Raw genomic sequence first — 21,912 nt, forward strand, 5'->3', positions numbered from 1 at the left:
AGTGGACCGTACCGCGGATGCCACAGCCGCGGGTCCCGGCGCGGCCGGTGCCGCCGCCGCGGCGATCACCCTGGAGGGGCTGACCAAGGTCTACCCGGACGCCACCATCGCCGTGGACAACCTCAGCCTGGAGATCCCGGCCGGCGAGCTGGTCGTGCTGATCGGCCCGTCCGGCTGCGGCAAGTCGACCGTCCTGCGCATGATCAACCGGCTGGTCGCCCCGAGCGCCGGGCGGGTACTCCTCGACGGCGAGGACGCCGCCGACGCCGACCCGGTCACGCTGCGCCGCCGGATCGGGTACGTGATCCAGCACGTCGGCCTGTTCCCGCACCAGAGCGTCCGCACCAACGTCGGGACGGTCCCGCGCCTGCTCGGCTGGCCGCGGGCCAGGGTGAAGTCCCGCGCCGACGAGCTGCTCGCCCTGGTGGGGCTGGACCCGGCGACCCACGGCGACCGGTACCCGCACGAGCTGTCCGGCGGCCAGCGCCAGCGCGTCGGCGTCGCCCGGGCGCTCGCCGCCGACCCCGCGGTGCTGCTGATGGACGAGCCGTTCTCCGCCGTCGACCCGATCCAGCGGGCCCGGCTGCGCGACGAGTTCCGCAAGCTCCAGGAGACCGTCCGCAAGACGATCGTGCTGGTCACCCACGACCTCGACGAGGCGGTCGGGCTGGGCGACCGGATCGCCGTGCTGTCGCCCGGCGGCCGGGTCGAGCAGTACGCCACCCCCGCCGCCCTGCTCGCCGCCCCCGCGACGCCGTTCGTGTCCGACTTCGTGGGCGCCGACCGCAGTGTCCGCCGGCTCATGGTCACGCCGGTGACCGCGGCGCTGCGGCCGATCACCGGGTCGGTGTCCGACGCGCTGCCGGTGCTGCCGGCGACGGCGACGCTGTACGACGCGCTCAACGCGATGCTGGCCGCGGACGCGCTGCACGTGCTGGTCCGGGAGGGCCGGCGCAAGCTCGGTACGGTCGCCCGGTCGGCCCTGTTCGCGGCCGTCCCGGACCCGGTCGCGGCCCCGGAGCCCGCGGCCGACGCCGGGCCGGCGGGCCGCCGCGCCCGCGCTGCCGAGCCGACCCCGGACGCCGCGCCGGACGGCGCGGGCGCCGTGCCGCGCATCGCGGGTACCGAGCCGCGAGCCGGCGCCGCCGAGCCGGCCTCCCCTGCGACCGCCCCGGCGTTCGACGCCGCCGGGTCGGCGGCCGGCGCGGCCGAGCCCGGACAGCGCGGTGCGGCCGATTCCGGGCAGCGCGGCACGGCCGATTCCGGACAGCGCGGGGCGGCCGAGCCCGAGCCCCGCGGCTCGATCGCGTCGGATCCCCACGGCGGGTCGTACCCCGGCGGCGCGACCGACTCCCGCGGTGCGGTGGAACTCGAGTTCCGCGGCGCGGGCGCGCCCACCGGCGCCGCGCCGCCGGCCCCGGCGGCCGGGTCGGCACCGGAGCCCGCCATTGCGCTCCCCGCGGCCGACCTCGATCGCGCCGCCGACGATCCGGCCGCCGGCCCGGGGAGCGAGCCCGGGGGAGGGGCCGCGTCGACCGGCCGGCACGCGGCCGAGCCCGCGGCGCCGGAGCCGGCGGCCGAGCCCGCGGCGCCGGCACAACCCCGGCCCGCGGCCGGGGCCGAGGCCCCGGCCGCACCGGTGCGGCGGGGCCGGCACGCCGCGCCCGACCCGGACGACGAACTCGACGAGCCGGACCAGCTCACCGGCGAGGGCAGCCCGGACCAGCTCACCGGCGAGAGCAGCCCGGACCGGCCCGCCGGCGAGGGCCGCGAACCCCGGACCGACCGGCCGGGGCCCGCCGCACCGACCGACCGCGAGTCCGCCGCCGACGGCCCGGCCGACGCCGCTACGGCGACCGGCGGCCCTGCCGCCGAGTCGTCGCCCCATGGGTCGCTCGCGGACGATCCCCTCGCGCTCGATCCGCTCACGGCGGATTCGTTCCTGGCCGACCCGCTCACGGCCGGCTCCCTGCCGGCCGGGGTGCTCACGGTCGGCGCACCCCTGGCCGCCGCGCCCCCGGTCGACCCGTCGGAGGTCGACTGGCCCTCGGCCGACCTGCTGGCGATGGTGGATCGCGACGAGGTCGACCCGACGGCGAGCACGCCGGCCGAGCCCGCGGACACCGACCCCACCGGGGTCGAGCCCCGGGCCGCCGACGAGCCCCGGGCCCCGGCGACCGACGGACCGACCGCAGCGCGGGCATCAGCGGAACCGGCGGCCGACCGGCCCACGCCCGCGCAGCCGGCGGCGCCCCGAGCGACCGACGATCAGGCAGCGGACGAATCCCCGACCCACCGGCCGTCCGACCCGGGCCCGACCCGGCCGAACGCGGCATCGCCGCAGCCGACCCTGACGGAATCGACCGTCCCCGCGCCGACCGTCCCCGAGCCGGGCATCCTCGAGCCGACCGTCTCCGACTCCGAGCCGGGCATGCTCGAATCGAGCGTCGCGGCGTCGGGGGATCCCGAACCGAGCGTTCCCGAGGCGGGCGCTCTCGAGCCGAGCGTCGTGGAGCCGGGCGTCGTGGAGCCGGGCGTCACGGGGTCGAGCGTCGCGGGGTCGAGTGTCACGGAGCCGGACGTCACGGGGTCGAGCAGCTCGGAGTCGGGCGTCGCGGAACCGAGCGGCTCGGGGTCAACCGACGCGGCGCCGACCGGCCACGGGTCGGCGGGATCGGCCGCGTCCACCCCCGCACCGTCCACCCCCGCACCGTCCACCGCCGCACCGTCCACCGCCGCACCGGCGGTCCGGGCGCCAGCCGGCTCGGAACCCGCTGCCGTGGCGAAGCCCGCGCCGCCGAAGCGGGCCGCGCGGAGGCGAGCCAAGCCGGCCCCGACCGAAGCGTCGCCGGCGGACCGGCCCACCCCGGACCGGGCGGCCCCGGACCGGGCGGCCACGGATCGGGCGGAAACGCATCAGCCGGCCCCGGCTCGGCCGCCCACAGGCCGACCCGCCGCGGAGCAGCCGGCCACGGCCCTGCCGCCCGCAGACCAGCCGCCTGCAGACCGGTCGACGGCAGGCCAGCCGGCAGCAGACCCGCCGGCCACGGCCCGGACGCCGGCAGACCAACCGGCCGCAGACCAACCGGCCGCCGACCAGCCGGCCAGCGACCAGTCGCCCAGCGACAAGCCGGCAGCGGGCCAGCCGTCGGCGGAGGTGGCCGCCGAGCCGCCCGCCGCCCCGCGGCGCCGTCCACGCCGGACCGCGGCGCGCAAAGAGCCGCGCAAGGAGACATGAGCCACCCCCACCCACCGCCGGAAACACCCCGATAAGCGAAGCAAGCCCGCTTCACCCGCCGCCGACCCCGCGGTCGCGGACTGGCGTCCGTACCCGGGGTCTGGCACGATGGGCGCATGTTCACCGCCGCCGGGACATCGACTGCCGCCGCTCCGCGGTCGATGAACGCCGCCCCGCGGCCCGCGGACACCGCCGCCGGTGTATGGCTGGTGTGCCGCCGCTACGTGGATTACGGGCGCGTCCGCAGCGCCATCTGTCCGGCCTCCTGACCCCGGTAGCAGTCCCGCTCCGGGCACGTGGCCCGCCTCTTCCCGGCTCGTCGAGCCGCCCGAGCGCCCCGCCGTGGGCGTGCGCCGCCACGCGCCCCCATCCGTCAGGAGGACGCCGCATGGCGGCGACAACCAGTACCCGCCCCCGCCCCGCGCGCGGCGAGGGCCAGTGGGCGCTCGGCCACCGGGAGCCCCTCAACGCCAACGAGCAGTTCAAGAAGGACGGCGACCCGCTGGCCGTCCGGGCGCGGATCGAGACGATCTACGCCAAGCGCGGGTTCGCCAGCATCGACCCGTCCGACCTGCGCGGCCGGTTCCGCTGGTTCGGCCTGTACACCCAGCGCCGTCCCGGCTTCGACGGCGCCAGCACGGCGGCGCTGGAGCCGCACGAGCTGGAGGACGAGCGCTTCATGCTGCGCGTCCGGATCGACGGCGGCCGGCTCGACCTGGCCCAGCTCCGGGCGATCGCCGAGGTGTCGCAGCGGTTCGGCCGCAACACCGCCGACCTGACCGACCGGCAGAACGTCCAGCTCCACTGGATCCGGATCGAGGACATGCCGGAGATCTGGCGGATCCTCGAGGACGTCGGCCTGTCCACCACCGAGGCGTGCGGCGACTGCCCGCGGGTCATCGTGGGCAGCCCGGCCGCCGGGATCTCCGCCGCCGAGGTGCTCGACGCGACGCCGGCGATCGACGAGATCACCAGCCGGTTCGTCGGCGACTCGTCGCTGGCCAACCTGCCGCGCAAGTGGAAGTCCTCGATCTCCTGGCTGGCCGACACGCCGTACGAGACCAACGACATCTCGTTCGTCGGCGCGGTCCACCCGGAGCACGGCCCGGGCTACGACCTGTGGGTCGGCGGCGGCCTGTCCACCAACCCGATGCTCGCCCAGCGGCTCGGCGTGTGGGTGCCGCTGGCCGAGGTCGCGGACGTGTGGGTGGCCGCGGTCCGGCTGTACCGGGACTACGGCTTCCGCCGGCTGCGCCACCGCGCCCGGGTGAAGTTCCTGGTCGCCGACTGGGGCGTGGAGCGGTTCCGCAAGGTGCTGGAGGACGAGTACCTGCACCGCCCGCTGGTCGACGGCCCGCCGCCGGAGCTGCCGGCGCACCCGATCGACCACGTGGGCGTGCACGAGCAGGCCGACGGCCTGCGGTACGTCGGGGTCTCGCCGATCGCCGGCCGGGTCTCCGGCGACACCCTCGCCGCGATCGCCGACCTGGCCGCCGCGTACGGCTCGGGCCGGACCCGGACCACCGCCGGGCAGAAGATCATCATTCTGGACGTGCCCGCCGAGCGGGTCGAGGACCTGGTCGCGGCGCTGGACGTTCTCGGCCTGGAGAGCCGCCCGTCGACCTGGCGGCGGCGGACGCTGGCCTGCACCGGCATCGAGTTCTGCAAGCTGGCGATCGTCGAGACCAAGGCCCGCGCGGTCACGCTGGTCGAGGAGTTGGAGCGCCACCTCGCCGAGCAGGACCTGGACATCTCGATCAGCCTGAGCGGCTGCCCGAACGCCTGCGCCCGGACCCAGGTCGCCGACATCGGCCTCAAGGGCCAGCTCGTCCCCGGCGGCGACGGCACGATGGTCGAGGGCTTCCAGATCCACCTCGGCGGCGGGCTGGCGCTGGCCACCGGGCAGCAGGCCGGGTTCGGCCGCAAGCTGCGCGGCCTGAAGACCACGGCCGCGGAGCTGCCGGCGTACGTGCGCCGGGTCGTCGGCCGGTACCTGGAGCAGCGTGCCGCCGGCGAGTCGTTCGCCCGCTGGGTGGCCCGGGCGGCCGAGGAGGACCTGCGGTGAGCGGCCGGGTACCGACCCAGTACTGCCCGTACTGCGGCGAGGAGAACCTGTACCCGCACCTGCCGGACGAGCCGGGCGAGCGCGGCCACCCGTGGGAGTGCCGCTCGTGCGCCCGGGTGTTCACGGTGTCCTTCCGCGGGCTGCTGACCAGCGCCGAGGGGTGGGGGTCGTGAGCGAGCGGCTGCGCGCGGTGGCCCGGACGGCGGCCGTAGCGTTGGAGGAGGCCACCGCCGAGCGGATCGTGGAGTGGGCGGCGGGCGAGTTCGGCGAGCGGTTCTGCGTGACCAGCTCGTTCGCCGACGCGGTCCTGGCGCACCTGGTGTCCCGGGTGGTGCCCGGCGTGGACGTGGTGTTCCTGGACACCGGCCTGCACTTCCCGGAGACGCTGCGGGTGCGCGACGAGGCGGCCCGGCAGTTGCCGATCAAGGTGCGCTCGATCCGGGCGCCGATGACCGTCGGCCAGCAGGACGGCCGGTACGGGCCGCGGCTGTTCCACCGCGACCCCGACTCGTGCTGCGCGATCCGCAAGATCATGCCGCTGCGGGACGCGCTGTCCGGGTACGACGCGTGGGCCGCCGGCCTGCGCCGCGACGAGTCCCCGGCCCGGGCCCGCACGCCCGTGGTCGACTACGACGCCAACCGGCAGATGGTCAAGGTGGCGCCGCTGGCCCGCTGGACCGCCGCCGACGTCGACGCGTACATCGACCGGTACGACGTACCGGTCAGCTCGCTGCTGTCCGACGGCTACGCCTCGGTCGGCTGCTGGCCCTGCACCCGGCGCACCGCGCCGGGGGAGGACCCGCGGGCCGGCCGGTGGCCGCTGTTCGACAAGACCGAGTGCGGGCTGCACCCGTGACCGCGCCGCAGCCGCTCGTGCTCGTCGCGCACGGCAGCCGGGACCCGCGGGCCGCGCCGGTGATCGAGGCGCTGGTCCGCGACGTCGCCCGGCTGCGCCCGCACGCGCCGGTCGCGGCGGCGTTCCTGGACCACGCCGGCCCGCGGGTCGACCGCGTGCTGACCGGCCTGGCCAGCCGCGGCGCCACCGGCGCCGTGGTCGTGCCGCTGCTGCTGACCAGCGCGTACCACCACCGGGTCGACCTGCCGGCCGTCCTCGCCGACGCCCGCCGGCACGGCCCGCCGATGGCGGTCACGCTCGCCGACACGCTCGGCCCGCTCAGCCGCGGGGTGGTCGCGGCGCCGCTGGTGGCGGCGCTGCGGCACCAGCTCGCGGTCCTCGGCCAGCGCTTCGACGCCGTCGTCCTGGTGGCGGCCGGGACGGCCCACGCTCCCTCGCGCACCGGCATCCGCCGGGTCGCGTCGGCGCTCGGCGAGGCGCTGCGGGTGCCGGCGGTGGCGGCGTTCGCCTCCGCCGCCGGCCCCCGGCCGGGCGTGGCCGTGTCCCGGCTGCGCGCGGCCGGCGCCCGTCGGGTGGCGGTGGCGTCGTACTTCCTGGCCCCCGGCCTGCTGTACGACGCGGCGGTCGACGACGCCCGGTCCGCCGGCGCGGTCGCGGTGGCGGCGCCGCTGGGCCGGACCCCGCACGTACCGCGGCTCGTGCTGCGCCGGGCCGCCGAGTCGGCCCAGTCCCGCTGGGCCGAACTCCCGCGCGCCCGGGCGGGCGCCCGGTAGGAAGGAGCATGATGAGCGAGTACCCGAGTCCGGCGCAGCTCGCCCTGGTGTACGCGCACGCCGCGGACGCCTACCCCGTGGAGTGCTGCGGCTTCATCCGGGCGTCGGACGTACGCCGCTGCGTGAACGTCCTGGACGAGCTGCACCGCGCCCGGCCGGCGGAGTACCGCACCGCCGCCACCGGGTACGCCTTCGGCGTCGCCGACCTGCGGGAGCTGTCCGACTCGTTCGACTCCGACGACCCGGTCCGCGTCGTCTACCACTCGCACCCCGACGTGGGCGCGTACTTCAGCGCCGAGGACGCGAGGTACGCCGTCTTCGAGGGCCAGCCCGTCCACCCCGTCGACCACCTGGTGGTCGACGCGACGGCGGAGGGCGTGCGGGGCGCGCGCCTGTTCCGCTTCGACCCCGCCATCGGCGCGTACGCCGCGGCGGCCACCTACGACGCACCCCACCCGGCGGTGCTGCCATGACCACGCACCGGAAGGAACCAGCCATGTCCGTCACCGTCACGATCCCGACCATCCTGCGCAGCCACACCGGCGGCGAGAAGAACGTCGCCGCCCGGGGCAGCACGCTGCGCGAGGTGCTCAGCGACCTGGACAGCCGGCACAGCGGCTTCGCGGGCCGGGTGATCGGCGCGGACGGGTCGCTCCAGCGCTTCGTCAACGTGTACGTCAACGACGAGGACGTGCGGTTCACCGGCGCGCTGGACACCGCGGTCCGGGCCGGCGACACGGTGACGATCCTGCCGGCGGTGGCCGGCGGCTGACCGGGGTCGCGGCGGGACACGGGCCGCGCGATCACGGGCCGGTCGGTGTCCTCCCCGGCGGCGTGACCGCCGTCGCGGCGCCCGGGACGGCCGGGCCGTTGCTGTGGGGTCGGGTCCGTGCTGCGGGGTCGGACCGTTGCCGCGGGCTGGTCAGGAGGTGCGGGCGTCGAGCCGGGCCACCCGGCGCGGCCCCGCGGTCAGCCGATAGCTGGCGTCGAGCAGCTCGTTGACCTCGTCCCAGTCGGTGTCGCCGTCCAGGTCGAGGCCGATCCAGCCGTACGCGCCCAGGTAGGCGGGGACGTAGCAGCGGCCGTCGTCGAGCAGGGCCGGGCGCTCGGCGGCGTCGACCAGGACGATCACCGAGTGCTCGTGCTGCCGGTACTCGCCGTCGACCTTGATCGATCCGCCGTAGTAGGCGAACACCTTGGTCGTGTAGAACGCCGGGTGGCCGTGGGAGATCTTCTCGGCGGCGTCGGGGAAGGCGTGCGCGAGCGCCCGCACCCCGGCCAGCAGCGGGTCGGCGTCGTCGAACATGATCGGATGTCCCATGCCCGGAGGATAGGCGCCCGGACCGACAGTTCCCGCGGACGTCGAGCCGGCAATCGGACAGACAGCGCCGACAGCAGCGAATAGCCCCGAGTCCGCGAAACGAGCCATCGTCGGGGTCGGGTGATCCGATAATCGCTGCATGAGGGTTCGGGCGCGTGGCGGACTGTCCATGGAGTCGCCGGTATGTCGACCTGCCGCCCCCTTCTGCCCTCACTGCGAACGCTATCGACGTCACCAGCTTTCACCCTCCCGAGCCGCGGCCCGGAGACCGGCCTTACTGTCGAGGAGCGGCGATGACCGAGAATAGTTGGCTGTCTGCTCGCCTCATCCCCACCTCGGGGATCAACGGTGCCGAGGAGCAAGAGCGCCGGGCGACCTCGGCGTTACTGGCGGTGATGGGTGCCGTCAGAGAGTTCGGCAGGGCGTTGACCCGACCATTCGGCGCGCCAGCCGGGCCGGTGAGCACCTTCATCGAGGTGCCCTTCGCGTTGGGTGGCGCAAAGTACTTCCCGGACGGGCTGATCCGAGTGACCCGGGGCAAGAAACAATGGACCGCCTTGGTGGAGGTCAAGACGGGCAGCAACGAACTACAGTCCGAACAGCTCGAACGCTACCTTGATATTGCCAGGGAGCAAGGGTTCGATGCTCTGATAACGATCTCGAACGAAATCCCTCCCGTGCCCGGTCAGCACCCTGTCGCTCTCGACAAACGGAAGCTCAAGAAAGTCGCGCTGCACCACCTGCCCTGGTCCGAGGTCCTGACGATTGCCGTTATGCAAAAGGAGTACCGCGGAGTAGCGGACCCCGAACAGGCGTGGATCCTGGGCGAGTTGATCCGCTACTTGGAGCATCCCCGGTCCGGTGCCCTGGAGTTCGTCGACATGGGACCCAGTTGGGTGCAGTTGCGGGAGGCGGCGGCCGCAGGAACGTTGCGTCCTGACGCCAGCGCAGCCGAGGTGGCCGGCCGGTTCGACGCACTGGTGCGGTTTGCCGGCCTGAGGCTCGGGCGGCGCCTCGGTACCGAGGTTGTTCCGTCACTCACCAAGCGGGAGTTGACCGAACCGACCACACGCACCCAGACACTCGTCGCACAGCTCGCCGGCACCGGGACGATGACGTCCGCTCTACGCATTCCCGGCTCTGTCGGCCCGCTCTCGGTGACCGCGGATCTCCGCGCACTTCGGCTCACCTGTCACGTGGACATCGATGCCCCACGTCAGGGGAAGCCCGCCACTCGGATCAACTGGCTCGTCCGCCAATTGGTCGAAGCGCCGGAGACTGTCCGCTTGGAGTCCTTCGCCGCGCATGCGCGTGGACCGGGCAGGACGGAGCTACTCAAGGCGGTGCGCGAACAGCCGACGCTGCTGGTTGCGGACGCCGGCAAAGAGCTTCGGGCATTCCGGGTCGCAGCGAACTCGACGGCTGGGACCAAGCGCGCCACCGGCCGTGGTTCGTTCGTCGACTCGGTACTCGATGCCATCGACAGCTTCTACGAACAGGTGATCCAGAACCTCAAACCCTGGATGCCGGCACCACTGAAACTTCGTTCGGCAGAAACAGACGTCGAGGTGGAGCCCGTGCCCCCACCTCTCGCATCGACGGCAATATCGTCACAGGACGACCCGCTCATCGAAGCGCCGTTCCCATTGCCGGGCCACGACCACCCCGATAGCACTCCGATTCCGAACGCCGGAGCTGTCCGCGATACCTGAGCGGGCGAGCGATCGGGTGGCTGGGGCGGTGCCCCCGGTCGGCGTACGGCATGGGTCAGCCGGCACTTCCTCGGCGAGCCGGCCCACCGATGGTTCGGCGACGGCGACACGGTGCTGCTCGGCTGCGGCTGCGGCGACTGGGGATGCTGGCCGTTCACCGCGATGGTCGACGTGACCGACGACGCCGTCACCTGGTCCGGCTTCCGCACAGGCCACCGCGACTGGGACTACGCCGGGCTACCGGCCCTGTCCTTCGCCCGCCATCGGTACGTGGCCGAGCTGCGGGCGACCGCCCGCTGACCGGCCCCGCCCGCCCCGGTTCGAACGCGGCGGCCGCGCACCGCGGGCTGGGTGCCGACGAGCTGGTGCTGTACTGCTGCGCCGACGATCCCGCCAGGTCGGGCGGCTCGCCGCGATCGTCCGCCGGGCCGGGGCGGCGGCGGGTCGGGGTTTGAGCGGGCGGCGTACCGGAAACTGCCCGGTCATGGCCACTTTCGTGACGATCGGGTACGGCGACCGGGACGGCTACGACCGCACCGACCCGGCGGTCCGCGCCGCCGCCCACGCCCACGACGACGAACTGCGCGAGCGCGGCGGCGCGATGGGCATCGCCGGCGCGCCGGTGCTGGTCCGCAACCACGGCGCGGCCGGCGTCGGGACCGAGCCGGGCGCGTTCCTGCGCGCCCCGCTCCCGGTCGCCGGTTTCGCGGTGATCGAGGCCGACTCCATGGCGGAGGCGGTCGCGCTGGTCGCCGGGACGCCGTGCGCGGTCGCCGGCGGCGTGGTCGAGGTCTGGCCGCTGGCCCAGCAGCCCGGCGCCGCCGCACGGTGAGCCGGCCGCCGGTGGGGCCCGCGAACGGCCCCCACCGGCGACGCGGTCAGTACGTCGGCAGGCTCGGGTCGATCTGGTTGATCCAGGCGAGGATGCCGCCCTGCAGGTGCACCGCGTCCTTGAACCCGGCCGCGTGCAGCGCCGCCAGCGCCTCCGCCGACCGGACCCCCGACTTGCAGTGCAGCACGATCCGCTTGTCCGTCGGCAGCGTCGCCAGCGCGGCGCCGGAGACGATCTCGCCCTTGGGTACCAGGACGGTGTCCGGGATCCGGACGATCTCGTACTCCGCCGGCTCGCGCACGTCCACGACCACGATGTTCTCACCGGCCTTGCGCCACGCCGCCAGCTCGTTCGGCGTGATCGTCGCGCCGGCGGTCGCGTCCGCGGCCTCCGGGGAGACCGCGCCGCAGAAGTCCTCGTAGTCGTCCAGCAGGTCGGTCTGGGTGGCGTTCGGGCCGCACAGGACGCAGTCCGGGTCCTTGCGCACGGTGATCCGGCGGTGGGTCAGCTCCAGCGCGTCGTACACCACCAGCGTGCCCAGCAGCGACTCGCCGATGCCGGCGATCAGCTTGATCGCCTCGGTGACCTGGATGGAGCCGATCGACGCGCAGAGCACGCCGAGCACACCGCCCTCGGCGCAGGACGGGACCAGGCCGGGCGGCGGCGGCTCGGGGTACAGGCAGCGGTAGCACGGGCCGTGCTCGGCCCAGAACACCGACGCCTGGCCGTCGAACCGGTAGATCGAGCCCCACACGTACGGCTTGCCGAGCAGCACCGCGGCGTCGTTGACCAGGTACCGGGTGGCGAAGTTGTCGGTGCCGTCGACGATCAGGTCGTACCGGGCGAAGATCTCCTTGACGTTCTCCCGGTCCAGCGCGGTGTCGTGCCGGACCACGGTGACGTTCGGGTTGATCTCGGCGATCCGCCGGGCGGCCGACTCGGCCTTGGGGGTACCGATGTCGGACTGGCCGTGGATGATCTGGCGCTGCAGGTTGGACTCGTCCACGGTGTCGAAGTCGACGATGCCGAGGGTGCCCACCCCGGCCGCGGCCAGGTACATCAGGGCGGGGGAGCCGAGCCCGCCGGCGCCGACGCACAGCACCCTGGCGTTGGCCAGGCGGCGCTGCCCGGTCACCCCGACGTCCGGGATGATCAGGTGCCGGGAGTAGCGGCGGACCTCGGCGGCGGACAGCTCGGGTCCGGGCGCGACGAGGGGCGGGACGGACATACACACCTCACTGGTCGAGTACTGCGGCGGCACCGGGCGGTACCGCGGGGCGCCGATGCGGCGGCGGCGCCGGCCGGGAGGAGCGATCCGGCGGCGGGCGGTGCGACGAGGGGGAGTGCGCACCGCCCGCCGCCGAACGGTTTCGGCGGCCCGACGGATCAGGCCAGGTGCAGGTCGAACGCGTTGGTGCCGGTCACCGCGGACACGGTCAGCACGGCATCGCCGCCGGCCGCCAGCGCCCGCAGCGACCAGGTGCCCGGCGCGGCGAAGAACCGGAACTGCCCGGCCGGGGAGGTCACCACCTCGGCGGTGAACTCCTCGTTCGCGTCGAGCAGCCGGACGTAGGCGCCGGCGACGGGCTCGCCGTCGGCGCCGCGGACCACGCCGGCGATGACGGTCGCCGTGGCGAGGTCCACCGAGGCCGGTACGCCGGCGCCCTGGTCGGGGGCCGCGCAGCCGGCGGTGCTGGATACCTGGGTCATGGGGGTCACGCCTTCCCGGGCTCGTCGCCGACCGCCACGGGCACGCCGACCAGCGAGCCGTACTCGGTCCACGATCCGTCGTAGTTCTTCACGTTCCGGTGCCCCAGCAGGTGGTGCAGGACGAACCAGGTGTGCGAGGAGCGCTCGCCGATCCGGCAGTACGCGATGGTCGGCCGGTCGGGGTCGAGGTCCGCGTACAACGCGCGCAGCTCGTCCTCGCCGCGGAACGTGCCGTCCTCCTTGGCCGCCTTCGACCACGGTACGCTGCGCGCCGTCGGGATGTGCCCGGGCCGCTGCGACTGCTCCTGGGGCAGGTGGGCGGGGGCGAGCAGGCGGCCGCTGTACTCGTCGGGCGAGCGCACGTCGACCAGGTTGGCGCCCCCGATGCTGGCGATCACCTCGTCCCGGTGGGCCCGGATCGAGGCGTCGGCCGGCTGCGCCCGGTACGCCGTGCGGGGCCGCTCGGGCACCTCGGCGACCAGCGGGCGGGCCTCCAGCTCCCACTTCTTCCGGCCGCCGTCGAGCAGCCGCACGTCGGCGTGGCCGTAGAGGGCGAAGTACCAGAACGCGTACGCCGCGAACCAGTTGTTGTTGCCGCCGTACAGCACGACGGTGTCCTCGTTGCCGATGCCCTTGGCCGACAGCAGCTCCTCGAACTGCTCCCTGCTGAGCAGGTCCCGGCGGACCGGGTCCTGCAACTCGGCCCGCCAGTCCAGGCCGACCGCGTTGCGCAGGTGGCCGCGCTCGTAGGCCGCGGCGTCCTCGTCGACCTCGACGAAGACGACGCCGGGCGCGTCCAGGTTCTCGGCCGCCCAGGCCGTGCTGACCAGTACTCGGTCACGACTCATGGTCGTTCGTTCCTTCCGATTTTCGCTGCGCCGGTGACGGCGCGGGCCGCAGCCGGCGGACCGGGCGGCGGATGAGCCATTGGGGACGGGGTCGCGTGGACCCCGGGTTGCGCATTCCCTGCCATACCGCGCATACTGCTGCCTCGTCGGAGTCGTCGAAGCGCGGACGGGCGCTGGATTCCGAATGGGTCGGTACCCGGGAAACAGATGCGGGTGGCGCCGGGATCAGGGCGCCGAACAGCGGCGACGCCGCAGGGGGTGCGGGTCGCTCAGCGACACAGGCAGGCGGCCACGCGGCACAGGTCGACCGCGCGCCGGCGAGTGAGCAACAGGCTCATGCCGCCACTCTAGCCCATTTCGATCCGCGGCTGAACACCGTCGTTTCCGGTGGTCCCGCGGCCCCTCCAGGAGTCACCATGCACGTAGCTGATCACCCGACGACGGCAGGCGGATAACCCATGGCGAGGTATGACAATCTGCTCGGCGCCCTCGGCGACACCCCGCTCGTCGGCCTGCCCGCGCTCACCCCCGCCGTGCCCGACGGCGCCCCGCCCGTGCGCCTCTGGGCGAAATTGGAGGATCGCAACCCCACCGGCAGCGTCAAGGACCGCGCCGCGCTCGCGATGATCGACGAGGCGGAGCGTGACGGACGTCTCACCCCCGGCGCCACGCTGCTGGAGCCCACGAGCGGCAATACGGGCATCGCGCTGGCCATGGTCGCGGCGGTGCGCGGGTACGGGCTGATCTGCGTGATGCCGGAGAACGTCTCGTCCGAGCGGGTGTCGCTGCTCCGGGCGTACGGCGCGGAGATCATTTTCTCGCCGGCCGCCGGCGGCTCCAACGCGGCCGTGGCCCGGGCCCGCGAGCTGGCCGCCGAGCACCCGGAGTGGGTGCTGCTGTTCCAGTACGGCAACCCGGCCAACGCCGGCGCCCACTACGCCGGCACCGGCCCGGAGCTGCTGCGCGACCTGCCCACACTGACCCACTTCGTCGCCGGCCTCGGCACCACCGGCACGCTGATGGGCGTCGGCCGGTACCTGCGCGAGCACCGCCCGCAGGCGCGGGTGGTGGCGGCCGAGCCGCGGTACGGCGAGCTGGTCTACGGCCTGCGCAACCTCGACGAGGGGTACGTGCCGGAGCTGTACGACGAGTCGCTGCTGGACCGCCGGTTCGCCGTCGGCGCCACCGACGCGCTGCGCAGCACCCGCGACCTGCTGCTGCGCGAGGGCATCTTCACCGGGCTGTCCGGCGGCGCGGCCGTGCACGTCGCCCGGCGGCTCGCCGAGCGGGCGGCGGCGGACGGGGAGGGGGCGGACATCGTGGCGCTGATCGCCGACAGCGGGTGGAAGTACCTGTCCACCGGCGCGTACGGCACCGACCCCGACGCCGCCGCCGAAAAGCTGGACGGCCAGCTCTGGGCATAGCGAGCGCCCCTGGATCACGGCGGCCGGGGCGGATCGCCGGAAGGTGAGCGCGGCTCGGCAGCGCGCGGCGGGTTCGCCGGTGCGCTGCCGAGCCGCGCCACTGCATGAGGCGGTGGAGACGGCGTTCGCCGAGGGCGCGTCGCCGGTGGGCGATCTGTCGAAGGCTGGACGTCGACGACAACAGCGGCTCCAGCCGTGCCCACTCCAGGTCGGTTCAGAGGCGCTCTAGGCCGGGTTGGCTTGACGGAGGCGCAGGTTGATCGTGACCGGACCCGGTCCGGCCGGGACCTGGAAGGGTGTGGCGTTGGCGAGGCTGTTGGCGTTGTCGTGCCAGCCCTCCAGTCGAGCGCCCGTGCCCTCCTTCGTGGATGTCATGAACGCTTTGTAGGTATGACCGGGGAGCACGCGGGCGGAGTAGTTGTAGGGTGCCGGGAGGTCGTCAACCACTTCCCCGGTAGTGGGGTCGCACAACCGCAGGCGTCGATCAACGGCGTTGTCCTCGTCAGAGGCGGCGGTGCCCTTGATCTCGATCCCGGCCGCGAGCCGTGGCGACCAGTCCGTGGGCTCACCGGACTTGATCTCGACGAGTTGCGCGTCCGCGGCGTTCACCGCGCCGCCGGCCCACTGGTTCGGGAATTCGCCTCGTCCGACGGCGCCGAAGTTCAGGCGGAACGCCCATTTGTACGGGCCGAAGTCAAAGTCGTAGGAGCCGTCGTCGTAGGTGTTCCAGCCGCCCATGCCCCCGGTGATGATCGGCTGGTGGTAGGGCTGGACGTACGTGGTGAGGTAGAGCCGCTTGCCGTAGGGGCGCCCATCGGGGCGGAGTACCTTGCCGACGAGCTTTCCGGGCTCGTCCATCAGTACCGCCGGTGCGGATGTCGTCTGTCCCGGGGTGACGGTGACAGGGGCTGCCGTGCGCTGCTCGCCGGTTCCACCACTCTGGCCGACCCACTAGGCCCCCAGATCCTCCGCGTACGCGAAAAGGTTGTACCGGCCGGCCGGTACCGGTTCGCTGACCGCCAACCCGGCATCGTCGGCAGCCAGCGAGACCACGACATGCTTCGCATGCGGATCGAACAGCGGGCGCAGCTCCACGCCGGGCTTGGCGACGGCCGTGCCGGTTGCCCTGCGCTTGACGGACGTGCTGATGATGCCGCCCAGCTCGAACACCGACGTGTACTCCCTGGGCATCCCCGGCCGGACCGAATTTTGGGCAGGGATGTAGTACCGCTGCGGGTACTCCTTCAGGTTCTGGGTGGTGACCACGGTCAGCGGCTCGTCCGTGGGCACGTCCGTGAGCGTCACGCTCGTGGCGGTGCCTTTGGTGCAATCCGCCCGGCTCTCATCCAGGGCGCGCACCTCGGTGCAGAAGCCCTCGACCGGCTTGCCCGTCCTGGCGTCCCTGGCCCGTACCACGAAGGTGCCGGCGTCGGACTGCGTCGGCCGCGCTGCCACGCCGGGAGCCGGAACGATCATCAGCGCTGCCGAGACGGCAGCCGTCAGCAAGAAGAGTCGTCGCACTTCTACACCCCCGTGTCATGTGGACGCTTCCGGCGGCAGTATCACCGGTCATCGATGATGATCACAACCGTCCCACGGCGCGAACCTGACGGACGCCGCCGGCAGGGCCACGGAGGTCCGCCCTCGTCGGAGTCGCCGGCGGCGCTGCCCCGCGAGGGGAAGCCAAGGACTCAGCGATGAGCCGCTCGTACCCCGAGTCGCGCGTAGGACAACGGCACCGGGTGGAGCTGGAGTGCGCGGCCGCGATCGCGGCGACGCTGGACGCTGCCCACTACGTCGTGAACCTGACCCCGCTGGGCACCTTGACCCACGGGGCGGTCCGGGTGCCGGACCCGGATGCGTCGATGGCGGCCACGGTGGTGCCGGGCCGCAACGCGCTGCTGCTCGACCTGGCGGTGTCGGCCGCGGTCGGCTGCGGCGCCGACGCGGTGGTGTACGGCGCGCATGCCGGTGATCACCCGATCCACCCGGACTGCCCGCCGGAGTGGTTCGCGCCGTATCGGGAGATGGTCCGGCTGGGCATTCAGGGTGTGGCCTGCGCGGACTTCGAGGTCCTGGCGCCGTTCCTCGCCTGGTCCGAGGCCGACATCGTCCGCCTGGGTGCGGTGCTGGGCGTGCCGTTCCGGCGGACCTGGTCGTGCCGGCGCGGCGGTTCGGTGCACTGCGGCACCTGCGGCACCTGCGTGGAGCGGCAGGAGGCATTCGCCGGAGCCGGCATCGTCGACCCGACCACGTACGCCGCGCCGGCGGGGCGGGTCGGCTGAGGTACCGCGTCGGCTCGTTTCGATGCCGCACCTCGGCTGCCGCATCCCGCGGCCCGACCCGCCGGCTGCCCGTGCGGGGGCGGCCGGCGGGTCGGGGGTCATCGCCCGGCCGGGGTCACCAGCCGGCGGGGAGGGTGCCGCCCAGCTCGCGGATGGCGCTCGTGAGCTGCGGAATGAACGCGCTGACCTGCGCGTAGTGGCCGGGGTTCTCGGCCCGGGCGCAGCCGATGCCCCAGCTCGTCGCGCCGACCACGACCCACCGGTCCCCGTCGCGGGCCGCGAGCGGGCCGCCCGAGTCGCCCTGGCAGGTGTCGATGCCGCCCTTGGCGAGGTCGCCGGCGCAGATCTCGGCCGGGCCGACGACCTCCGGGCAGGAGGCGTCCGGGATGTACGGCAGGTCGACCTCGCGCAGCAGGTTGGTGCCCTGGCCGCCCTCGCTGGTGGCCCCCCAGCCCATCGTGCGGAAGGACGGGGTGGCGTCGTACTTGCCGTCGGCCGGCACGGCGACCGGGGCGATGTCGGTGATCGGCTGGTCGAGCTTCACCACCGCCCAGTCGGCGACGTCGTCCGGCAGCGGGCCGCTGGGCGGCGGGGGCTTGCCGTACTTCACGCCGACCACGTTGCGCTTCGTCCCCTGGCGGTGGTCGACCCGGCCGACGCTGGCGGTGCTGCGGTCGTGGCCGCCCTCGAAGCAGTGCGCGGCGGACAGGACGATGTCGCGCGAGATGAGCGAGCCGCCGCACTGGTAGAAGTTCTGGATGCTGAGGTACGTCACCCAGGGGTAGGCGCCCTCGGCCGCGGCCTTGCCGCCGACGATGCGCGGCGCCGGGTCGGCGGCGGCGGGGGCGGCGGGGAGCCCGGCGGCCAGCACGGCGGCTGTGGCGGCGCCGAGGACGGCCGGTAGCGAACGGGATCTCATGCGAACTCCGGGGTGGTGAGGGAGCGGGCGCGCCGCCGGGTCGGCGGGCGCGATTCCGGACCGGCCGGGGTGACCCGGCCGGCTGTGGCGAAACGGGGCGAACCCGCGGACGAGCGCCGGAATGGACCGGCCGCGGGCGTTCCGGGCGCGCTTTCCCGGAATCGAGGGTCCACTGTGGTGCGGCTGCCGGCGGCCGCACCGCGATGATCGCGGTCGAGCGTCAGCATAGGAAGATCGCGGAACCGTCGGCAATGCCGAATGGCGAATAGTTCTTCACAGAATCGCGCCGCGGCGGCAAATCTGTTCGCCAATTCGATCGGCGGCCGGCGTACGCAAGCAAAATTGTTCAGCCGCGCCGGATCGATTGAATCCGGGCATGGAAAAGGCTATGCATCGGGCCGTCCGGTCGCGCCCCGCGCGGCGGGCCGCGCCCCGCGCGGTCGACCCCGGCCCGACGGTACGGGCGGAATGTTCGTTTTCGTGGCCGTCGCGCAGGCTGTTCGGTGGACATTGACAATCATCCGTATGTCGGATCTCCTTCACGGCACACACGAGCCGGGAGGGGACCCGCATGACCTCGGGACCAGCATCACTGGGCGGCGGGCGCGGGGTACTGCGCCGGAAACCGGTGGACGACATTGATGACCGGAGTGGCCCATTATCCCGCTCGCTGGGGCTGTGGCAGCTCACCGCGATCGGCGTCGGCGGCATCATCGGCGCCGGCATCTTCTCCCTCGCCGGGGCGGTGGCCAACGAGACCGCCGGGCCGGCGGTGCTGCTGTCCTTCCTCATCGCCGGCGTCGCCAGCGCCGCGGCGGCCCTGGCGTACGCCGAGTTCGCCGGGCTGATCCCGAAGGCCGGGTCCGCGTACACCTACGGCTACGCCGTGCTGGGCGAGCTGGTCGCCTGGATGATCGGCTGGGACCTGCTGCTGGAGTACACCGCGATCGTCGCCGTGGTGGCGATCGGCATCTCCGGCTACTTCGGCTTCCTCGTCGGCGAGCTGGGACTGGACCTGCCGGCCTGGATGCTGGGCGCGCCGGGCACCGGGGACGGCCGGGTGGTCGACCTGTTCGCCGTGGTCCTGTGCCTGCTCATCGCGCTGCTGCTGAACCTGGGCATCCGCGCCGCGGCGCGGTTCGAGACGTTCGTGGTCGGGCTCAAGATCGCCGTCGTACTGCTGGTCGTGGTCGTCGGGTTCTTCCACATCAGGACGGGCAACTACTCGCCGTACTTCCCGTTCGGCTTCTCCGGGGCGGTCACCGGCGCCGCGACGGTGTTCTTCGCGGTGTTCGGCTACGACGCGATGAGCACGGCCGCCGAGGAGTCCAAGGACGCCCAGCGGCACATGCCGAAGGCCATCATCTACTCGCTGGCCGTCTCGATGGTGCTGTACGTGCTGGCCACGCTCGTGCTGACCGGCATGCAGAAGTACACCGACATCGACCCCAAGAGCGGCTTCTCCTCCGCGTTCGCCGCGGTCGGGCTGGACGGCCTGGCCAGCGTGATCGCCGTCGGGGCGATCATCGGCATCCTGACCGTGATGTTCACGTTCCTGCTCGGGGTGACCCGGGTCTGGTACGCGATGAGCCGGGACGGGCTGCTGCCGCGGTACTTCGCCAAGGTCCACCCGGTCCGCCGGGTGCCGACCCGGGTGACCTGGATCGCCGGCATCGCCTCCGCGGTCATCGCCGGCTTCCTGCCGATCCGGGAGGCGGCCGAGCTGACCAACATCGGCATCCTGGCGGCGTTCATCGTGGTCTGCGTGGCGGTGACGGTGCTGCGGTACCGGCGGCCGGACCTGCCCCGGACGTTCCGCACGCCGCTGATGCCGCTGGTCCCGGCGGTCGGCGTGGTCTTCTCGGTCTGGCTGATCACGTTCCTGACCGCGACGACGTGGCTGCGCTTCGCGGCCTGGCTGGCGATCGGTCTGGTCGTCTACTTCGCCTATGGGTACCGCAACTCGCTGTTGCGCCGGAACTCCGGAGCGGAGTCCCCGCCGCCTCAATAAACGACATTCCGCGCATCTCCCTGGGTGTCACCGCGATCCGTCCCATTTGGCTTCTTTGCGGAGAGTCGGCTCTCGGGTGTGGCCGGTAATATCCGCGCCGTTCGATTGCCGGCCCCTCGCCGGATCGATATGACACCTGGGGAGATCATGCGGAAATTCGTTTCGAGCGCGTGCGCCGCGGTCGTGGCGCTGGCGGGAACGGCGCTGGTCGCGCCGGCCACCGCCACCGCCGCGCCGGCGCCGGCCGCGGCCATCGACTGGCAGCCCTGCACCGACGCCACGCTGTCGCGGGCGGGCGCCGAGTGCGGCTACGTGGACGTGCCGCTGGACCACGCTAAGCCGGCCGGCGAGAAGATCCAGATCGCCGTGTCGCGGGTCAAGCACAAGGTCGCCGACGCCGACTACCAGGGCCCGATCCTGGTCAACCCCGGCGGCCCCGGCGGCTCCGGGCTGCGCTGGGCCACGCTCGGCGCGCGGGTGCCGAACAAGATCGGCGAGGCGTACGACTGGATCGGCTTCGACCCGCGCGGCGTCGGCGCCAGCAAGCCGGCGCTGAGCTGCGACCCGGAGTACTTCACCTACAACCGGCCGGAGTACGCCCCCGGTACGCCGGAGATCGAGAAGGCCAACCTGGCCAAGGCGGCCGGCTACACCAAGAAGTGCGCCGCCTCGCCCGCCGCGAAGCTGCTCGACCACGTCAAGACGACCGACACCGTCCGGGACATGGAGCTGATCCGGGCGGCGCTGGGCGCCGAGAAGATCAATTACTACGGCTTCTCGTACGGCACCTACATCGCCCAGGTCTACGCCACGCTGTTCCCGGAGCGGCTGCGCCGGGTCGTCATCGACGGCGTCGTCGACCACCGCGACGTCTGGTACAAGGCCAACCTGAACCAGGACGTGAACTTCGAGCGCAACATCCAGATCTTCTTCTCCTGGATCGGCCGCAACGACAAGGTCTTCCACCTCGGCACGAGCGGCGGCGCCGTCAGCAAGCTCTACTACAAGACGAAGGCCGAGCTGGCCAAGAAGCCGGCCGGCGGCCTGATCGGGTCGAGCGAGTTCAACGACCTGTTCCTGCCCGCCGGGTACAGCCAGGGCGCCTGGAACTCGATCGCCAAGGCGTTCAGCCTGTGGGTGACCAAGCAGGACGCGAAGGCGATCAAGGACGCGTACGACGCGGCCAACGGCCCCGGCGACGACAACCTGTTCGCCATCTACCTGGCCACCCAGTGCACCGACATCCAGTGGCCGACCGAGTGGCAGACCTGGCGCAAGGACAACTGGGCGACCAACAAGAAGGCGCCGTTCTACACCTGGGCGAACGCCTGGTTCAACGCCCCCTGCTACACCTGGCCCGGCAAGGCCGGCACGCCGGTCGTGGTGGACCCGGCCAAGGCGCCGCCGGTGCTCATCGTGACCGAGGAGCTGGACGCCGCCACGCCGATCAACGGGGCGCTGGAGGCCCGCCGGATCCTGCCCGGCTCGGCCCTGATCAACAGCACGGGCGGCACCACGCACTCGTCGTCGCTGCGCGGCAACGCCTGCGTGGACAGCCCGATCGCCGAGTACCTCAGGTCCGGCACGCTGCCGAAGCGCCAGCCCGGCGCCGGGGCGGACCTGGTGTGCAAGGCGCCGAAGAAGCCGACCGCGTCGACCACGGCGCTGGCGCCGGCGGACCCGTACGCGGTGCCGTTCCGGTACTAGCGCCGGCCCGGTAGGGAAGTCCGGAGGGGAGGCCGCGCCGCGGCCTCCCCTCCGGCCGTTCCGGCGCGGCGGCCCGCGCGCCGCGGCCCCCGGGACGTACACTCTGCGACACGAGGAACAAATCGGCTTGCGTCAATACCCTTGCGGGTTGTACGTATTTCCGGATCGGCGAATCCCGCTCGCGGGGTCGTCCACAATGGAGCCGGGAGTG

Annotated in this window: 21 protein-coding genes and 1 pseudogene; 14 read left to right on the top strand and 8 right to left on the bottom strand. The window is 73.3% G+C overall.

The window, feature by feature from the left end:
• Position 1 precedes the first annotated feature (1 nt).
• The 7 genes and pseudogenes from IEY94_RS03045 to IEY94_RS03075 form a co-directional block, all read left to right on the top strand.
• Positions 2–985: pseudogene (locus IEY94_RS03045) on the top strand (ABC transporter ATP-binding protein); the annotation flags it as partial.
• 2,641 nt (positions 986–3,626) lie between these two features.
• A complete protein-coding gene (locus IEY94_RS03050) occupies positions 3,627–5,303 on the top strand; it encodes a nitrite/sulfite reductase (protein WP_189168440.1) in 1,677 nt (558 codons plus the stop codon).
• Positions 5,300–5,476 (top strand): hypothetical protein, encoded by a 177-nt coding sequence (locus tag IEY94_RS03055; RefSeq protein WP_189168441.1) that lies wholly within the window; start codon positions 5,300–5,302, stop codon positions 5,474–5,476. Before IEY94_RS03050 ends, IEY94_RS03055 begins: the two co-directional genes overlap by 4 nt.
• The gene (locus tag IEY94_RS03060; protein WP_373291182.1) at positions 5,464–6,159 is read left to right on the top strand and encodes a phosphoadenylyl-sulfate reductase; all 696 of its coding nucleotides are present in this window, start codon (positions 5,464–5,466) and stop codon (positions 6,157–6,159) included. The genes IEY94_RS03055 and IEY94_RS03060 overlap by 13 nt, the downstream gene beginning before the upstream one ends.
• Complete coding sequence (locus tag IEY94_RS03065) at positions 6,141–6,932, top strand: sirohydrochlorin chelatase (RefSeq protein ID WP_189168443.1); 792 nt, start codon at positions 6,141–6,143, stop codon at positions 6,930–6,932. Before IEY94_RS03060 ends, IEY94_RS03065 begins: the two co-directional genes overlap by 19 nt.
• Before the next feature lie 11 nt (positions 6,933–6,943).
• Positions 6,944–7,405 carry a M67 family metallopeptidase gene (locus IEY94_RS03070; RefSeq protein ID WP_229783264.1) on the top strand — a complete coding sequence of 154 codons (462 nt, stop codon included), beginning with the start codon at positions 6,944–6,946 and terminating at the stop codon, positions 7,403–7,405.
• A 23-nt stretch (positions 7,406–7,428) separates the two neighbouring features.
• Positions 7,429–7,704 carry a MoaD/ThiS family protein gene (locus tag IEY94_RS03075; RefSeq protein WP_189168445.1) on the top strand — a complete coding sequence of 92 codons (276 nt, stop codon included), beginning with the start codon at positions 7,429–7,431 and terminating at the stop codon, positions 7,702–7,704.
• A gap of 150 nt (positions 7,705–7,854) precedes the next feature.
• Here the strand turns inward: IEY94_RS03075 and IEY94_RS03080 are convergent, their stop codons facing one another.
• Positions 7,855–8,253: an MmcQ/YjbR family DNA-binding protein gene (locus tag IEY94_RS03080; protein WP_189168446.1), complete on the bottom strand. Its 399-nt coding sequence runs from the start codon at positions 8,251–8,253 to the stop codon at positions 7,855–7,857.
• 293 nt (positions 8,254–8,546) lie between these two features.
• Between IEY94_RS03080 and IEY94_RS03085 the strand changes: the two genes are divergently transcribed.
• The 3 genes from IEY94_RS03085 (at position 8,547) to IEY94_RS03095 (ending at position 10,797) form a co-directional block, all read left to right on the top strand.
• A complete protein-coding gene (locus IEY94_RS03085) occupies positions 8,547–9,965 on the top strand; it encodes a stress response protein (RefSeq protein WP_229783265.1) in 1,419 nt (472 codons plus the stop codon).
• Between the two features lie 111 nt (positions 9,966–10,076).
• Positions 10,077–10,265, top strand: a complete 189-nt coding sequence (locus tag IEY94_RS03090; RefSeq protein WP_189168447.1) for a hypothetical protein — start codon at positions 10,077–10,079, stop codon at positions 10,263–10,265.
• A 184-nt stretch (positions 10,266–10,449) separates the two neighbouring features.
• The gene (locus tag IEY94_RS03095; protein ID WP_189168448.1) at positions 10,450–10,797 is read left to right on the top strand and encodes a YciI family protein; all 348 of its coding nucleotides are present in this window, start codon (positions 10,450–10,452) and stop codon (positions 10,795–10,797) included.
• A 46-nt stretch (positions 10,798–10,843) separates the two neighbouring features.
• On the opposite strand, the gene moeZ is transcribed toward IEY94_RS03095, so the two are convergent.
• The 4 genes from moeZ to IEY94_RS24215 all read right to left on the bottom strand — a co-directional run bounded on the left by moeZ (position 10,844) and on the right by IEY94_RS24215 (position 13,693).
• Positions 10,844–12,025: an adenylyltransferase/sulfurtransferase MoeZ gene (moeZ, locus tag IEY94_RS03100; protein ID WP_189168449.1), complete on the bottom strand. Its 1,182-nt coding sequence runs from the start codon at positions 12,023–12,025 to the stop codon at positions 10,844–10,846.
• A gap of 158 nt (positions 12,026–12,183) precedes the next feature.
• The gene (locus tag IEY94_RS03105) at positions 12,184–12,507 is read right to left on the bottom strand and encodes a DUF1416 domain-containing protein (RefSeq protein WP_189168450.1); all 324 of its coding nucleotides are present in this window, start codon (positions 12,505–12,507) and stop codon (positions 12,184–12,186) included.
• A 5-nt stretch (positions 12,508–12,512) separates the two neighbouring features.
• A complete protein-coding gene (locus IEY94_RS03110) occupies positions 12,513–13,355 on the bottom strand; it encodes a sulfurtransferase (RefSeq protein WP_189168451.1) in 843 nt (280 codons plus the stop codon).
• 269 nt (positions 13,356–13,624) lie between these two features.
• The gene (locus IEY94_RS24215; protein ID WP_373291205.1) at positions 13,625–13,693 is read right to left on the bottom strand and encodes an Ms5788A family Cys-rich leader peptide; all 69 of its coding nucleotides are present in this window, start codon (positions 13,691–13,693) and stop codon (positions 13,625–13,627) included.
• A gap of 120 nt (positions 13,694–13,813) precedes the next feature.
• Here IEY94_RS24215 and IEY94_RS03115 point away from each other — a divergent pair, with 120 nt between their 5' ends.
• Positions 13,814–14,779, top strand: a complete 966-nt coding sequence (locus tag IEY94_RS03115) for a PLP-dependent cysteine synthase family protein (protein WP_189168452.1) — start codon at positions 13,814–13,816, stop codon at positions 14,777–14,779.
• Positions 14,780–15,004: 225 nt separating this feature from the next.
• Here the strand turns inward: IEY94_RS03115 and IEY94_RS03120 are convergent, their stop codons facing one another.
• Both IEY94_RS03120 and IEY94_RS03125 read right to left on the bottom strand, forming a co-directional pair.
• Positions 15,005–15,637, bottom strand: coding sequence for a hypothetical protein (locus IEY94_RS03120; protein WP_189168453.1), 633 nt, complete (start codon positions 15,635–15,637; stop codon positions 15,005–15,007).
• Positions 15,638–15,730: 93 nt separating this feature from the next.
• Positions 15,731–16,300 (bottom strand): hypothetical protein, encoded by a 570-nt coding sequence (locus IEY94_RS03125; protein ID WP_189168454.1) that lies wholly within the window; start codon positions 16,298–16,300, stop codon positions 15,731–15,733.
• A 176-nt stretch (positions 16,301–16,476) separates the two neighbouring features.
• Here IEY94_RS03125 and IEY94_RS03130 point away from each other — a divergent pair, with 176 nt between their 5' ends.
• Positions 16,477–17,064, top strand: a complete 588-nt coding sequence (locus tag IEY94_RS03130) for a 7-cyano-7-deazaguanine synthase (protein ID WP_189168455.1) — start codon at positions 16,477–16,479, stop codon at positions 17,062–17,064.
• A 115-nt stretch (positions 17,065–17,179) separates the two neighbouring features.
• Here the strand turns inward: IEY94_RS03130 and IEY94_RS03135 are convergent, their stop codons facing one another.
• Complete coding sequence (locus IEY94_RS03135) at positions 17,180–17,983, bottom strand: serine protease (RefSeq protein WP_189168456.1); 804 nt, start codon at positions 17,981–17,983, stop codon at positions 17,180–17,182.
• Positions 17,984–18,611: 628 nt separating this feature from the next.
• Here IEY94_RS03135 and IEY94_RS03140 point away from each other — a divergent pair.
• Both IEY94_RS03140 and IEY94_RS03145 read left to right on the top strand, forming a co-directional pair.
• The gene (locus IEY94_RS03140) at positions 18,612–19,994 is read left to right on the top strand and encodes an amino acid permease (protein ID WP_229783266.1); all 1,383 of its coding nucleotides are present in this window, start codon (positions 18,612–18,614) and stop codon (positions 19,992–19,994) included.
• 147 nt (positions 19,995–20,141) lie between these two features.
• Complete coding sequence (locus IEY94_RS03145; RefSeq protein ID WP_189168458.1) at positions 20,142–21,701, top strand: alpha/beta hydrolase; 1,560 nt, start codon at positions 20,142–20,144, stop codon at positions 21,699–21,701.
• Positions 21,702–21,912: the final 211 nt, after the last annotated feature.

The sequence above is a fragment of the Pilimelia anulata genome, from assembly GCF_014647895.1.
GTDB classification, from domain to species: Bacteria; Actinomycetota; Actinomycetes; order Mycobacteriales; family Micromonosporaceae; genus Pilimelia; species Pilimelia anulata.

Excerpts from the sequence above, each read along its gene's own strand:
- IEY94_RS03115 (WP_189168452.1), top strand. The coding sequence starts at position 13,814 with ATGGCGAGGTATGACAATCTGCTCGGCGCCCTCGGCGACACCCCGCTC.
- IEY94_RS03130 (WP_189168455.1), top strand. The coding sequence starts at position 16,477 with ATGAGCCGCTCGTACCCCGAGTCGCGCGTAGGACAACGGCACCGGGTG.
- IEY94_RS03145 (WP_189168458.1), top strand. The coding sequence starts at position 20,142 with ATGCGGAAATTCGTTTCGAGCGCGTGCGCCGCGGTCGTGGCGCTGGCG.
- moeZ (WP_189168449.1), bottom strand. The coding sequence starts at position 12,025 with ATGTCCGTCCCGCCCCTCGTCGCGCCCGGACCCGAGCTGTCCGCCGCC.
- IEY94_RS03085 (WP_229783265.1), top strand. The coding sequence starts at position 8,547 with ATGACCGAGAATAGTTGGCTGTCTGCTCGCCTCATCCCCACCTCGGGG.
- IEY94_RS03050 (WP_189168440.1), top strand. The coding sequence starts at position 3,627 with ATGGCGGCGACAACCAGTACCCGCCCCCGCCCCGCGCGCGGCGAGGGC.
- IEY94_RS03080 (WP_189168446.1), bottom strand. The coding sequence starts at position 8,253 with ATGGGACATCCGATCATGTTCGACGACGCCGACCCGCTGCTGGCCGGG.
- IEY94_RS03070 (WP_229783264.1), top strand. The coding sequence starts at position 6,944 with ATGAGCGAGTACCCGAGTCCGGCGCAGCTCGCCCTGGTGTACGCGCAC.
- IEY94_RS03135 (WP_189168456.1), bottom strand. The coding sequence starts at position 17,983 with ATGAGATCCCGTTCGCTACCGGCCGTCCTCGGCGCCGCCACAGCCGCC.
- IEY94_RS03075 (WP_189168445.1), top strand. The coding sequence starts at position 7,429 with ATGTCCGTCACCGTCACGATCCCGACCATCCTGCGCAGCCACACCGGC.
- IEY94_RS03105 (WP_189168450.1), bottom strand. The coding sequence starts at position 12,507 with ATGACCCAGGTATCCAGCACCGCCGGCTGCGCGGCCCCCGACCAGGGC.
- IEY94_RS03120 (WP_189168453.1), bottom strand. The coding sequence starts at position 15,637 with ATGGACGAGCCCGGAAAGCTCGTCGGCAAGGTACTCCGCCCCGATGGG.
- IEY94_RS03095 (WP_189168448.1), top strand. The coding sequence starts at position 10,450 with ATGGCCACTTTCGTGACGATCGGGTACGGCGACCGGGACGGCTACGAC.
- IEY94_RS03110 (WP_189168451.1), bottom strand. The coding sequence starts at position 13,355 with ATGAGTCGTGACCGAGTACTGGTCAGCACGGCCTGGGCGGCCGAGAAC.